The sequence below is a fragment of the Pseudomonas sp. B21-054 genome (assembly GCF_026016345.1).
Taxonomy (GTDB): domain Bacteria; phylum Pseudomonadota; class Gammaproteobacteria; order Pseudomonadales; family Pseudomonadaceae; genus Aquipseudomonas.
Map to the genome: position 1 here is coordinate 695,118 of NZ_CP087204.1, position 12,383 is coordinate 707,500.

The window sequence follows — 12,383 nt, forward strand, 5'->3', positions numbered from 1 at the left end:
TGTTTCTAAAGGCGTCGCGGTCCGGGCGCTGAATTGTCATCAGGAGCCTTGTGCATGACGCGCACCTCAAAAATCTTCGCCTGGAGCTTTGCCTGCCTTGTTGTTTTGCTGGCGGTGCTGGTGCTGATCATCGCCTTCTTCGATTGGAACCGGATCAAGCCGCCACTCAACGCCAAGGTTTCCGAGGAGTTGCACCGGCCGTTCGCGATCAACGGCAACCTGGCGGTGATCTGGCAGCGTGAGCCAGCGGAGGGGGGCTGGCGAGCTTGGGTGCCGTGGCCCCATGTGGTCGCCGAAGACCTGAGCCTGGGTAACCCGGACTGGTCGAAAACCCCACAGATGGTCACGCTCAAGCGTGTTGAGTTGCGCATTTCTCCCTTGGCCTTGCTGGTCCGGCGAGTGGCCATTCCCCGTATCGATCTGACCGAGCCCGATGCCAACCTGCAACGCCTGGCCGATGGACGCGCCAACTGGACGTTCCAGTTCGACCCGAAAGACCCGGACGCCGAGCCGTCCAGTTGGGTGGTGGACATCGGTGCCATTGGCTTCGACAAGGGCCATGTCACCCTTGACGACCAGACGCTGAAAACTCGCCTCGACCTGCTGATCGACCCGCTGGGCAAACCCATCCCGTTCAGCGATATCGTCGGTGACAAGGCCGCCAAGAAAGCCCAGGACCAGGGCGCGACGCCCCAGGATTATGCGTTCGCCTTCAAGGTCAACGGGCAGTATCACGGGCAGAACCTCACCGGTTCCGGCAAGGTCGGCGGCTTGCTGGCGTTGCAGGACGCCTCACAACCCTTTCCGCTCCAGGCCCAGGCGAAGATCGGCGATACCCGCGTCGAACTGGCCGGCACCCTCACCGATCCGAGGAACCTCGGCGCTTTGGATCTGCGCTTGAAACTGGCCGGCAACAGCCTGGCCAATCTCTATCCCCTGACCGGCGTGACCCTGCCGGATTCGCCGCCCTATGCCACCGACGGCCACCTGATCGCCAAGCTCCACGAACCGAGTGGGGCGTTGTTCCGCTATGAAGCGTTCAACGGCAAGATCGGCGACAGCGATATCCATGGCGACCTGGCCTATGTCGCCAGTCAGCCCCGGCCAAAGCTCAGTGGCGCGCTGGTCTCCAATCAACTGCTGTTCAGCGACCTGGCGCCACTGATCGGGGCTGACTCCAACGCCGAACAAAAGGCCCGTGGCGGCGCGAGCAAACAGCCGACCGACAAGGTCTTGCCCGTGGAGGAGTTTCGCACCGAGCGCTGGAGCGTGATGGATGCCGATGTGGAATTCACTGGCAAACGCATCGTCCACAGCGCGCAATTGCCGTTCACCGACCTCTACACGCACCTGGTGCTCAACGATGGTCAGCTAAGCCTTGAGCCCCTGCGCTTCGGCGTGGCCGGTGGCCGCCTCGATGCGCAGATCCGCCTCAACGGGCACACCCAGCCCCTGGAAGGCCAGGCAAAGCTGACCGCGCGCGGCTTCAAGCTCAAGCAACTGTTCCCTGGCTTCGAGCCGATGAAAACCAGTTTTGGTGAGCTGAACGGCGATGCCGATATTGCCGGGCGCGGCAATTCGGTGGCGGCGTTGCTGGGTACCTCCAACGGCACCCTGAAAATGCTCATCAACGACGGCGCCATCAGTCGGGAGCTGATGGAGTTGGCGGGGCTGAACGTCGGCAACTACGTGGTGGGGAAAATCTTTGGTGACAAGGAAGTGAAGATCAACTGTGCAGCGGCGGACTTCGACATCAAGACCGGCCTGGCGACCACCCGCCTGTTCGTGTTCGACACCGAGAACGCGATCATCTACATCGATGGCACGGCGAACATGGCCACTGAACAATTGGACCTGACCGTTACTCCCGAGTCCAAGGGCTGGCGGCTGATTTCCCTGCGCTCGCCGTTGTACGTGCGAGGCAAGTTCTCCAAACCTGCCGCCGGCGTCAAGGCTGTACCGCTGATTCTGCGCGGTGCCGGGATGGTGGCGCTGGGTGTGATCGCGGCGCCAGCGGCCGGGTTGCTGGCGCTGGTCGCCCCCAGCGGTGGCGAGCCGAACCAGTGTGCGCCGTTGCTGGAGCAGATGAAGGCCGGCAAGGCGCCGGTGACGGTCAAGCCCGCGCGATAGTCAGGTTGTGCGGTGAGGCGGCTGGCCTCATCGCGAGCAAGCTCGCTCCCACAGGGGAGCGCATTCTGTCTGAAAGAATGCGCTCGAAATGTGGGGGCGAGCTTGCTCGCGATGGGGGTCTAGAGATTTTTACAAATCGGCCAGGATATCGGCCATGTCGTCGGCGTGTTCTTCTTCCTGGGCCAGGATGTCCTCGAAGATGCGCCGGGTGGTCGGGTCTTTTTCGCCGATGTACTGGATGATTTCCCGATAGCTGTCGATGGCGATCCGTTCCGCCACCAGATCTTCGTAGACCATTTCCTTGAGCGTATTGCCGGCCACGTACTGGGCATGGGAATTGCGGGTCAACAGGTCGGGGTTGAACTCAGGTTCACCGCCCAGTTGCACGATGCGTTCGGCGAGTTTGTCGGCGTGCTCGGCTTCCTGGTTCGCGTGCTCGAGGAACTCACTGGCGGCCACGCTGGCCTTGAGGCCGGTGGCCATGAAGTAGTGGCGTTTGTAGCGCAGCACGCACACCAGTTCGGTGGCCAGCGCTTCGTTGAGCAGGCGAACGACTTCCTGTCGATCGGCGCTGTAGCCCTCGGTCACGGCGCCGTTCTGCACGTTCTGCCGCGCACGTTCGCGCAGGGTGGTTACATCGGATAAGTGCATGTCGCTCATCTCGTTCTCCTGGAGGCTGATCCGGTTGAGGCGTCACGCTCTGTAGGCGCGATCACTCTAGGTCTGAGTGACGCGATCCTGAAAAAGTTTTACCGAATTTGTCCGCAGGCTGATCAGGCTGAAGTGACGTCGGTGTCATAGACTGGTCATCATCGGTACCGATGCTGGGCCCTCTCGATCACAAGGATGTCGCTATGTCGCAGCGCTGCGCCACTCGCTACCCGCTGGTATTGGTCCCGGGCATGCTCGGGTTTATTCGCCTGGTGTTGTACCCCTACTGGTATGGCATCGTTTCAGCATTGCGTCGGGGTGGGGCCGTGGTGGTGGCGGTGAAGGTTTCGCCGCTGCATTCATCCGAAGTGCGCGGCGAGCAGCTACTGGCGCGGATCGAGGAGATCCTGCGGCAAACCGGTGCGCAGAAGGTCAACCTGATCGGTCACAGCCAGGGGAGCCTCACCGCCCGCTACGCAGCTGCCATGCGCCCGGACCTGGTGGCATCGGTCACTTCGGTGGCCGGCACCAACCACGGCTCCGAACTGGCCGATTACCTGCAAACCCACTATCCGGCCGACAGCGCCAGGGGCCGCTTGCTCAGTGCCTTGCTGCGGCTGATCAACGCCTTGATGAGCCTGTTGGAAACCGGCTATCGCGGGCCGAGGTTGCCGGTGGATATCCGTGCTTCCCATGCCTCTCTCACCACGGAAGGCGTGGCGCTGTTCAACCAGCGATATCCACAGGGCTTGCCCGAAACCTGGGGTGGGCAGGGGCCGGAAGTGGTCAGCGGTGTGCGTTATTACTCCTGGTCCGGGACCTTGCAACCGGGCAAGACCGATAGGGGCGGCAACTTGTTCGACGGTACTAACCGCAGTTGCCGATTGTTCGCCCGCACCTTCGTGCGCGAAGCGGGGCAATGCGATGGCATGGTCGGGCGCTACAGCTCGCACTTGGGGACGGTGATTGGCGATGACTACCCGCTGGATCACTTCGACATCGTCAACCAAGCGCTGGGGCTGGTGGGCAAGGGCGCCGAACCTGTGCGGTTGTTCGTCGAGCACGCCGAGCGGTTGAGGGCTGCCGGGGTGTAGCCGACTGGACCGCGTTATCGTTCATCGCGAGCAAGCTCGCTCCCACATTCGATCGGGTTTCGTCAGAAGGAATGCGGTCAACTGTGGGAGCGAGCTTGCTCGCGATGGCGGTAGATCACGCAGCGAAGATCGAGCAGATGAAGGTGTAACAGGCTTTGTCTACACTGCTCCTCATCGCCCCACTCCCGTGCGGCAACCAGGAGAAACACCATGAAGATGCTGCGTGTGCCTTTGTTGATGATCGGTTTGCTGCTGTGTACCCAGGGCTTCGCCGCCACGGCGCAACAGACCAAGATGACCACCTGCAACGCCGACGCTACTGCCAAGGCCCTCAAGGGTGATGAGCGCAAGGCCTTCATGAGCACCTGCCTCAAGGCCGCCCCGACGACGCCGCAGGAACGCATGAAAACCTGCAACGCCGACGCCACCACCCAGGCGCTGAAGGGCGATGTCCGCAAGGCGTTCATGAGTGAGTGCTTGAAAAAGAAATAAACGCCGGGATTTCCTGAGCCAGTGAGGGCCCCATCGCGAGCAAGCTCGCTCCCACATTGGATTTGCATGGCTCGATCCATTGTGGGGCTTGCTCGCGATACGGCCCTCACAATCGCTGCAAAAAATAACTGAACCCCGACCAAGGTCGGTCGATACAATCCCTAGTGCTGCTAGTGGAAGGCTGGCAGACTGCCAATCCTTTCACGCCGTTTCGTTTTGAGGCTGTATGCCAACGTTTTCTCAGCGTCATGTATTGTTGGTGATCAGTTGGGTGATCATTTTTGGTGGGTTGTTGCTGGTGCTGCCACTGCGCCTGTTGCCGAGCCTGCTGGCCGGGTTGCTGGTGTTCGAACTGGTCAACATGCTCACCCCGCAGTTGCAGCGCTTGATCGAAGGCCGGCGTGCCCGCTGGCTGGCGGTGGCGTTGCTGGGCACGCTGGTGGTCAGTGTGCTGACGCTGATCTTCGCCGGAGCCTTCAGTTTCCTGCTCCATGAGGCGGAAAACCCCGGAGCCTCCCTGGACAAGTTCATGACGGTGGTCGACCGCGCCCGAGGGCAATTGCCGCCGTTTATCGACGCCTACCTGCCGGCCAGCGCCGCCGAGTTCCGGGTCGCGATTGGTGACTGGGTGAGCAAGCACCTGAGCGACTTGCAACTGGTGGGCAAGGACGCGGCCCACATGTTCGTGACGTTGCTGATCGGCATGGTACTGGGGGCTATCGTCGCCTTGCAGCGCATCCCCGACCTGACCAAGCGCAAGCCCCTGGCCGCCGCGCTGTTCGATCGCCTGAACCTGCTGGTCAAGGCGTTTCGCAACATCGTCTTCGCCCAGATCAAGATCTCCCTGCTCAACACCTTCTTCACCGGGATTTTCCTGGCGGTGGTGCTGCCGCTGTTCGGGATAAAACTGCCGCTGACCAAGACCCTGATCGTGATGACCTTCCTGCTGGGACTGCTGCCGGTCATCGGCAACCTGATGTCCAACACGCTGATCACCATTGTCGGTCTGTCGCTGTCGATCTGGGTCGCCGTGGCGGCGCTGGGTTACCTGATCGTGATCCACAAGCTCGAATACTTCCTCAACGCCCGCATCGTCGGCGGGCAGATCAGCGCCAAGTCCTGGGAATTGCTCATGGCGATGCTGGTATTCGAGGCGGCGTTCGGGTTGCCGGGGGTGGTGGCGGGGCCGATTTACTATGCGTATCTGAAGAGTGAGTTGAAGCAGGTGGGGATGGTTTGATCGGGGGTATGTGGCGTCTGGTCTGGCGCCATCGCGAGCAAGCTCGCTCCCACAGTTGACTGGGTTCTTCAGAAAGAATGCGGTCGAATGTGGGAGCGAGCTTGCTCGCGATTCAGGCGCATCGGTCCTGGATCAGACCTGCGTCCCATAGCGCTTCATCGCCTCAATCGCCAACCCGCTGCCAATACTGCCGAAGATATTGCCTTCCACATGCTGCGCCTGGGGCAGCATCGCCGAGACGCTGTTGCGTAGTGCCGGGATGCCGCTGGAACCGCCGGTGAAGAACACCGTGTCGACCTGATCGACCCGCACGTTGGCATCGCCCAGCAACTGCGTGACGCTGCCGCGCACTCGCTCCAGCAAGCCGTCGATGGCCGACTCGAACAAGGCCCGGCTCAGGTCCACGCTCAGGCCCGGCTCGATCCGGTCCAGCGGCACGTGGCGTTGGTCGGCGTGGGTCAGTTGGATCTTGGTTTCTTCCACTTCCATCGCCAGCCAGTGCCCGGCGCGCTGTTCGATCAGGTGGAACAACCGATCGATGCCGCCAGTGTCTTCGATGTCGTAGCGCATGCTGCCCAGGGCCAGGGTGGACTTCTGCGAGTACACCGCGTTGATGGTGTGCCAGGTCGCCAGGTTCATGTGATGACTGGTGGGCATGTACGCGCCGCTTTTCATGCGGCTGCCGTAGCCGAACAGCGGCATCACCCCCTGCAGGCTCAGTTGTTTGTCGAAATCGGTGCCGCCGATGTGCACGCCACCGGTGGCGAGGATGTCGGCGTGCCGGTTGTCGTGGGTACGACGCTCGGGGGATAGGCGCACCAGGGAGAAGTCCGACGTACCACCGCCGATGTCGACGATCAGCACCAGCTCTTCTTTTTCGATGGTCGATTCATAGTCGAACGCCGCGGCGATAGGCTCGTACTGGAATGAAACTTCCTTGAAGCCGATGGCGCGGGCGACGTCCACCAGGGTGTTTTCCGCTTCCTGGTCGGCCATTTCATCGTCGTCGACGAAAAACACTGGCCGACCCAGCACCACCTCTTCGAATTCCCGACCGGCGGTGGCTTCGGCGCGCGTCTTCAGCTGGCCGATGTACAGCGCCAGCAAGTCCTTGAAGGGCATGGCCGTGCCCAGCACGCTGGTGTCCTGCTTGATCAGCTTGGAGCCCAGCAGGCTCTTGAGCGAGCGCATCAGCCGGCCTTCGTAGCCTTCCAGGTATTCGTGGAGGGCCAGGCGGCCGTACACCGGGCGGCGCTCCTCGAAATTGAAAAAAACCACCGAGGGCAGGGTGATCTTGTCATCCTCCAGCGCGATCAGCGTTTCCATGCCGGGGCGCAGCCAGCCGACAGTGGAGTTGGACGTGCCGAAGTCGATGCCGCAGGCACGGGCCGGGGATGCGTTTTTCATGTCTTTCAGGTTCCAGTTGAAAAAACGGCCGCGCAGTGTATGTCAGTGCGGCCCGGATTCGAAGGCCGGTTATCTGCTAATTCGCAATCACTGGCCTTGAAAGACGCCCTTATACCCCCAAACTTGCTGGCATGAGCCTGGTAGCCACAGGGCGGATGCAAGAACCGCCACCGGCTGCCGATAAACTTCTGATGCGCCGCCCGGTCACAAACCTTGAGGTCGGTCAAACCCCAGGACTTGTACCACGAGCATGCTGCGGGTGGCGGTGCGATATCGATAACGGATGGTGATCCTTCAATGGACTTCAAAGACTATTACAAGATTCTGGGTGTGGAGCCGACTGCGGACGACAGCACGATCAAGGCTGCCTATCGCAAACTGGCGCGCAAATACCACCCGGACGTCAGTAAGGAAAAGGATGCCGAGACCAAGTTCAAGGACGTCTCCGAAGCCTATGAAGCGCTGAAAAGCGCCGACAAACGCGCCGAATATGACGACCTGCGCCGTTATGGCCAGCACGGTCAGCCGTTCCAGGGCCCACCGGGGTGGCAAAGCCGTGGCGGTTTTGGCGGTGGTCAGGACACCGGTGACTTCTCGGACTTTTTCAGTTCGATCTTCGGCAATCGCGGGTCGGGTTTCGGTGGCGGACAGTCAGGTCGCAGCGCCGGCCGTCGAGGGCAAGACGTGGAAATGGAATTACCGATCTTCCTGGAAGAAACCCTGTCGAGCGAGTCGAAGAAAGTCAGCTTCCAGGTGCCGCAGTACAACGCGGCCGGCCAGCACGTGAGCAACACCAGTAAAAGCCTGAACGTGAAGATTCCGCTGGGCGTGACCGATGGTGAACGCATCCGCCTCAAGGGCCAGGGTGCGCCCGGTATCGGTGGTGGTGCCAATGGTGATTTGTACCTGACCATTCGCTTCGCGCCGCACCCCAAGTTCGACGTAGAAGGCCAGGACCTGATCATCACCTTGCCTTTGGCACCGTGGGAATTGGCCTTGGGCACCGAAGTGGCGGTACCGACCCTGACCGGCAAGATCAACCTCAAGGTCCCGGCCGGTAGCCAGAACGGCCAGCGCATGCGCGCCAAGGGCCATGGCCTGCGCAACAAGGCCGGCGAGCGCGGTTACCTGTTCGTGCAGCTCAAGGCCGTGATGCCCAAGACCAGCGACGAGACCGTCAAGGCGTTGTGGGCAGAACTGGCGAAGAAAGCCGCGTTCGATCCGCGGGAGAACTTCTGACCGGCTGAAGGCAGCACCTGTGGCTAGACTCGACCGTTAAGGCATTGGGAGAAGCAGACCATGAACAACCCGATCATTGAACTGACCCTGACGGAATTCTGCGAGGCCGCCGCGTTGGCGGACGTCCATGTGATCGAGATCGTCGCCCATGGCATCCTCGAACCCCACGGCGCAGCCCCGACGGATTGGCGTTTCACCGACTATGAACTGGTCCTGGCCCGCCGTGCGGCCAAGCTGCGCCGCGAGCTGGAGCTGGAATGGGAAGGCGTCGCCCTGGCGCTGGACCTGCTGGAGGAAGTACAGCAACTGCGCAGCGAAAACCGCATGCTCAAGCAGCGGTTGGGGCGGTTGGTGGAGTGATGCAGATCCTCAAGCCAGCTGCTGACTGTGGCGAGGGGATTTATCTGTGGTGAGGGGATTTATCCCCGCCCCAAAAAGGCTAAGCACAGTCAGTCTGACCCACCACGGCGGTCAGTCTTGGGGCTGCTGCGCAGCCCAGCGGGGATAAATCCCCTCGCCACAGATACCCCCTCTTGCCACAGATAAACCCCTCTCACCACAAAGTCATGTATTCGCTCAGGTATCAACCGACCATCAAAACAGAAAATACCGCTGCGCCATCGGCAGCACCTCAGCCGGTTCACACCACAGCAACACCCCATCGGCCTTGACCTGATAAGTCTGCGGATCAACGTCGATGCTCGGCAGGTAGTCGTTGTGCATCAAGTCGGTCTTCTGCACATCGCGGCAACCTTTGACCACGGCGATTCTCTTCTTCAAGCCCAATTGCTCCGGTAGCCCCGCCTCGGCGGCGGCCTGGCTGATGAAGGTCAGGCTGGTGGCGTGACGCGATCCGCCAAAGCTTGCGAACATCGGTCGGTAGTGCACCGGTTGCGGCGTCGGGATCGAGGCGTTGGCGTCGCCCATCAGGCTGGCGGCGATGGCGCCGCCCTTGAGGATCAGCGTCGGCTTGACGCCGAAGAACGCCGGGCGCCACAGCACCAGGTCGGCCCACTTGCCCACTTCGATGGAACCCACTTCATGGCTGATGCCATGGGTGATCGCCGGATTGATGGTGTACTTGGCGATGTAGCGCTTGATGCGGAAATTGTCGTTGCCTTCGCCGTCGCCGGGCAGGGCGCCACGTTGCTTCTTCATCTTGTCGGCGGTCTGCCAGGTGCGCGTGATGACTTCGCCGACGCGGCCCATGGCCTGGCTGTCGGAGCTGATCATCGAGAACGCACCGAGGTCGTGGAGAATGTCTTCGGCGGCGATGGTCTCGCGGCGGATGCGGCTTTCGGCGAAGGCCACGTCTTCAGCGATGCTCGGGTCCAGGTGATGGCAGACCATCAACATGTCCAGGTGCTCGTCGATAGTGTTGCGGGTGAACGGCCGGGTCGGGTTGGTCGAGCTGGGCAGCACGTTGGGAAAACCGCAGGCCTTGATGATGTCCGGTGCGTGACCGCCGCCAGCGCCTTCGGTGTGGTAGGTGTGGATGGTGCGGCCCTTGAACGCGGCGAGGGTGGTTTCTACGAAGCCCGACTCGTTGAGGGTGTCGGTGTGAATCGCCACCTGCACATCGTACTGGTCGGCCACGCTCAGGCAGTTGTCGATGGCCGCCGGCGTGGTGCCCCAGTCTTCGTGCAGCTTCAGGCCGATGGCCCCGGCCTTGACCTGTTCGATCAGCGGTTCCGGCAGGCTGGCGTTGCCCTTGCCGGTGAAGCCGATGTTCATCGGGAACGCATCGGCGGCCTGGAGCATGCGCGCCAAGTGCCACGGCCCGGACGTGCAGGTGGTGGCGTTGGTCCCGGTGGCCGGGCCCGTACCGCCGCCGATCATGGTGGTCACGCCGCTCATCAGCGCTTCTTCGATCTGTTGTGGGCAGATGAAGTGGATGTGGGTGTCGATACCGCCGGCGGTGAGGATCATGCCTTCGCCAGCGATCACTTCGGTGCTGGCGCCGATGGCAATGGTCACGTCAGGCTGGATGTCCGGGTTGCCGGCCTTGCCGATGGCCGCGATGCGCCCGTCCTTGAGGCCGACATCGGCCTTGACGATGCCCCAGTGGTCGATGATCAGCGCGTTGGTGATCAGCGTGTCGACGACCTCGGCGGCCAACAGTTGGCTCTGGCCCATGCCGTCGCGAATCACCTTGCCGCCGCCGAATTTCACTTCTTCGCCGTAGGTGGTGAAGTCTTTCTCCACCTCGATCCACAACTCGGTGTCGGCCAGACGGACTTTGTCACCGACGGTGGGACCGAACATGTCGGCGTAGGCTTGTCTCGAAATCTTCATGTGCTTGCCTTGGAATTCAATTGAATGTTGAAACCGTTCGCTGCGCTCACTCATCGCGAGCAAGCTCGCTCCCACATTTGATCGCGTTCCCCTGTGGGAGCGAGCTTGCTCGCGATGAGGCCAGTGCAGGCACCCGATGACCTACAGGTCGCCCATCACCCGCCCGGCAAACCCGAACACCCGCCGATGCCCCGCCAGGTCCACCAGCTCCACCTCGCGGCTCTGGCCCGGCTCGAAGCGCACGGCGGTGCCGGCCGGGATGTTCAGGCGCATGCCGCGGCTGGCGGCACGGTCGAAGGCCAGGGCGTCGTTGGTTTCGAAAAAATGGTAGTGCGAGCCGACCTGGATCGGCCGGTCACCGCTGTTGGCGACGTTCAGCGTGAGGGTGCGGCGGCCGACGTTGAGCTCGATGTCGCCCGGCTGAACCTGGTATTGGCCTGGAATCATTGCGGTTGCCCCAAAGTCTTGTAGTAAATGGTGGTCGCGGTGTAGGTCCCGTCCGGGCTCTGGCAGTAGTCGGGCAGTTCCCCGACGCGGGTGTAGCCCATGGCGCGGTAGAACGCCTCGGCCTCGGAGCCGGCCTGGGTGTCGAGGTACAGCAGGCCGCGCTTGTGCTGGCGGGCGCCGAGTTCCAGGGCACTCATCAATTGCTGTCCCAGGCCACGGCGCCGGGCTTCGCCGCGGACCAGCAGCTTCTGTACTTCGGCCCGGTTGAGACCGTTGGGTTTCTGGCACAGGGCTAGCTGGACGCTGGCCTGCACTTGCTCATCCTTGACCACCACCCACAGCAGCAGATGGCCCTGTTCAAGGCTGGCCTGGACTTCGTCGAAATAGGCGCGGGCTTGGGCGGCATTAAGGTCGGCCATGAACCCCACGCTGGCGCCATAGCCGACGGCGTCGAGCAACAGATCGATCAGGCCCTGGCGATAATGCGCAAAACTTTCAGCGTGGACTCGACGCAACTGGGCGGGGTTCATAGGCATCACTCCTTGTCAAAGACAGGCGGTTGCGCCCCGGGATCGAGGACCAACTGCATGAAAGTCAGGTCCAGCCAGCGGCCGAACTTGGTACCCACCTGGGGCATTTGCCCGGTGGTGGTGAAACCGGCTCGCTCGTGCAAGCGAATCGAGGCGCCGTTACCGCTTTCGATGGCGGCGACCATGACATGTTTACCGCAGGCCCTGGCGCGCTCGATCAGTGCTGTCATCAGCCGTGGGCCGAGGCCGTTGCCGCGCTGATCGCTGCGTACGTACACCGAATGCTCCACGGTGTGCCGGTAACCATCGAAGGGACGCCAGTCGCCGAACGAAGCATAGCCGAGCACGTTTTCATCGGCATCGACGATCACCAGCACCGGGTAGCCCTGGGATTGCCGGGCGCTGAACCAAGCTTGGCGATTGCCCAAGTCTACGAGCTGTTCGTTCCAGATCGCGGTGGTGTTCAGTACCGCGTCGTTGTAGATGTCGCGGATCGCGGGCAGATCGGTAGGCTGAGCGTCGCGCACGAGATAGGTCATGGCATGGCCTCAGGCGATCGGCTGGTGGACGGTGACCAGTTTGGTACCGTCGGGAAACGTCGCCTCGACCTGGATCTCCGGGATCATTTCCGGGATGCCTTCCATCACCTGTTCGCGGCTCAGCAGCGTGGTGCCGTAGTGCATCAGCTCGGCCACGGTCTGGCCGTCACGGGCGCCTTCGAGCAGGGCCGCGGAGATATAGGCCATGGCCTCCGGGTAATTGAGTTTCAAGCCACGAGCCAACCGCCGCTCGGCAACGAGGCCGGCGGTGAAGATCAGCAGCTTGTCTTTTTCGCGTGGGGTCAGGTCCATGTGCAAT

The 12,383-nt window shown here is 62.0% G+C and carries 13 protein-coding genes; 6 read left to right on the forward strand and 7 right to left on the reverse strand.

The window, feature by feature from the left end; all coding sequences use genetic code 11:
* The first annotated feature begins 54 nt into the window (after positions 1-54).
* A complete protein-coding gene (locus tag LOY70_RS03025; RefSeq protein WP_265033198.1) occupies positions 55-2,130 on the forward strand; it encodes an AsmA family protein in 2,076 nt (691 codons plus the stop codon).
* A gap of 129 nt (positions 2,131-2,259) precedes the next feature.
* Here the strand turns inward: LOY70_RS03025 and LOY70_RS03030 are convergent, their stop codons facing one another.
* A complete protein-coding gene (locus tag LOY70_RS03030; RefSeq protein ID WP_025211584.1) occupies positions 2,260-2,790 on the reverse strand; it encodes a ferritin-like domain-containing protein in 531 nt (176 codons plus the stop codon).
* A gap of 194 nt (positions 2,791-2,984) precedes the next feature.
* Between LOY70_RS03030 and LOY70_RS03035 the strand changes: the two genes are divergently transcribed.
* The 3 genes from LOY70_RS03035 (at position 2,985) to LOY70_RS03045 (ending at position 5,607) form a co-directional block, all read left to right on the forward strand.
* Positions 2,985-3,875 (forward strand): esterase/lipase family protein, encoded by an 891-nt coding sequence (locus LOY70_RS03035; RefSeq protein WP_265033201.1) that lies wholly within the window; start codon positions 2,985-2,987, stop codon positions 3,873-3,875.
* Positions 3,876-4,085: 210 nt separating this feature from the next.
* The gene (locus LOY70_RS03040) at positions 4,086-4,367 is read left to right on the forward strand and encodes a PsiF family protein (protein WP_123345071.1); all 282 of its coding nucleotides are present in this window, start codon (positions 4,086-4,088) and stop codon (positions 4,365-4,367) included.
* Between the two features lie 226 nt (positions 4,368-4,593).
* The gene (locus tag LOY70_RS03045) at positions 4,594-5,607 is read left to right on the forward strand and encodes an AI-2E family transporter (RefSeq protein WP_003197331.1); all 1,014 of its coding nucleotides are present in this window, start codon (positions 4,594-4,596) and stop codon (positions 5,605-5,607) included.
* Between the two features lie 132 nt (positions 5,608-5,739).
* On the opposite strand, the gene LOY70_RS03050 is transcribed toward LOY70_RS03045, so the two are convergent.
* Positions 5,740-7,014 carry an Hsp70 family protein gene (locus LOY70_RS03050; RefSeq protein WP_265033208.1) on the reverse strand — a complete coding sequence of 425 codons (1,275 nt, stop codon included), beginning with the start codon at positions 7,012-7,014 and terminating at the stop codon, positions 5,740-5,742.
* Between the two features lie 297 nt (positions 7,015-7,311).
* On the opposite strand from LOY70_RS03050, the gene LOY70_RS03055 reads away from it, so the two are divergent.
* Both LOY70_RS03055 and LOY70_RS03060 read left to right on the forward strand, forming a co-directional pair.
* Positions 7,312-8,253, forward strand: coding sequence for a DnaJ C-terminal domain-containing protein (locus LOY70_RS03055; RefSeq protein WP_265033210.1), 942 nt, complete (start codon positions 7,312-7,314; stop codon positions 8,251-8,253).
* 60 nt (positions 8,254-8,313) lie between these two features.
* Positions 8,314-8,613 carry a chaperone modulator CbpM gene (locus LOY70_RS03060; RefSeq protein WP_025211589.1) on the forward strand — a complete coding sequence of 100 codons (300 nt, stop codon included), beginning with the start codon at positions 8,314-8,316 and terminating at the stop codon, positions 8,611-8,613.
* Between the two features lie 234 nt (positions 8,614-8,847).
* Here the strand turns inward: LOY70_RS03060 and ureC are convergent, their stop codons facing one another.
* From ureC to ureA, 5 genes are all read right to left on the reverse strand, one after another.
* Positions 8,848-10,548: an urease subunit alpha gene (gene ureC / locus LOY70_RS03065; protein ID WP_265033213.1), complete on the reverse strand. Its 1,701-nt coding sequence runs from the start codon at positions 10,546-10,548 to the stop codon at positions 8,848-8,850.
* A gap of 141 nt (positions 10,549-10,689) precedes the next feature.
* Entirely contained in the window at positions 10,690-10,995 is a 306-nt protein-coding gene (locus LOY70_RS03070; RefSeq protein WP_265033215.1) for an urease subunit beta, read from the reverse strand.
* Positions 10,992-11,525 carry a GNAT family N-acetyltransferase gene (locus LOY70_RS03075; protein ID WP_265033217.1) on the reverse strand — a complete coding sequence of 178 codons (534 nt, stop codon included), beginning with the start codon at positions 11,523-11,525 and terminating at the stop codon, positions 10,992-10,994. Before LOY70_RS03075 ends, LOY70_RS03070 begins: the two co-directional genes overlap by 4 nt.
* A gap of 5 nt (positions 11,526-11,530) precedes the next feature.
* Positions 11,531-12,064, reverse strand: coding sequence for a GNAT family N-acetyltransferase (locus tag LOY70_RS03080; RefSeq protein WP_265033219.1), 534 nt, complete (start codon positions 12,062-12,064; stop codon positions 11,531-11,533).
* Positions 12,065-12,073: 9 nt separating this feature from the next.
* Positions 12,074-12,376 (reverse strand): urease subunit gamma, encoded by a 303-nt coding sequence (gene ureA / locus LOY70_RS03085; protein WP_003197350.1) that lies wholly within the window; start codon positions 12,374-12,376, stop codon positions 12,074-12,076.
* Positions 12,377-12,383 lie beyond the last annotated feature (7 nt).

Excerpts from the sequence above, each read along its gene's own strand:
- LOY70_RS03025 (WP_265033198.1), top strand. The coding sequence starts at position 55 with ATGACGCGCACCTCAAAAATCTTCGCCTGGAGCTTTGCCTGCCTTGTT.
- LOY70_RS03030 (WP_025211584.1), bottom strand. The coding sequence starts at position 2,790 with ATGAGCGACATGCACTTATCCGATGTAACCACCCTGCGCGAACGTGCG.
- LOY70_RS03035 (WP_265033201.1), top strand. The coding sequence starts at position 2,985 with ATGTCGCAGCGCTGCGCCACTCGCTACCCGCTGGTATTGGTCCCGGGC.
- LOY70_RS03040 (WP_123345071.1), top strand. The coding sequence starts at position 4,086 with ATGAAGATGCTGCGTGTGCCTTTGTTGATGATCGGTTTGCTGCTGTGT.
- LOY70_RS03045 (WP_003197331.1), top strand. The coding sequence starts at position 4,594 with ATGCCAACGTTTTCTCAGCGTCATGTATTGTTGGTGATCAGTTGGGTG.
- LOY70_RS03050 (WP_265033208.1), bottom strand. The coding sequence starts at position 7,014 with ATGAAAAACGCATCCCCGGCCCGTGCCTGCGGCATCGACTTCGGCACG.
- LOY70_RS03055 (WP_265033210.1), top strand. The coding sequence starts at position 7,312 with ATGGACTTCAAAGACTATTACAAGATTCTGGGTGTGGAGCCGACTGCG.
- LOY70_RS03060 (WP_025211589.1), top strand. The coding sequence starts at position 8,314 with ATGAACAACCCGATCATTGAACTGACCCTGACGGAATTCTGCGAGGCC.
- ureC (WP_265033213.1), bottom strand. The coding sequence starts at position 10,548 with ATGAAGATTTCGAGACAAGCCTACGCCGACATGTTCGGTCCCACCGTC.
- LOY70_RS03070 (WP_265033215.1), bottom strand. The coding sequence starts at position 10,995 with ATGATTCCAGGCCAATACCAGGTTCAGCCGGGCGACATCGAGCTCAAC.
- LOY70_RS03075 (WP_265033217.1), bottom strand. The coding sequence starts at position 11,525 with ATGAACCCCGCCCAGTTGCGTCGAGTCCACGCTGAAAGTTTTGCGCAT.
- LOY70_RS03080 (WP_265033219.1), bottom strand. The coding sequence starts at position 12,064 with ATGACCTATCTCGTGCGCGACGCTCAGCCTACCGATCTGCCCGCGATC.
- ureA (WP_003197350.1), bottom strand. The coding sequence starts at position 12,376 with ATGGACCTGACCCCACGCGAAAAAGACAAGCTGCTGATCTTCACCGCC.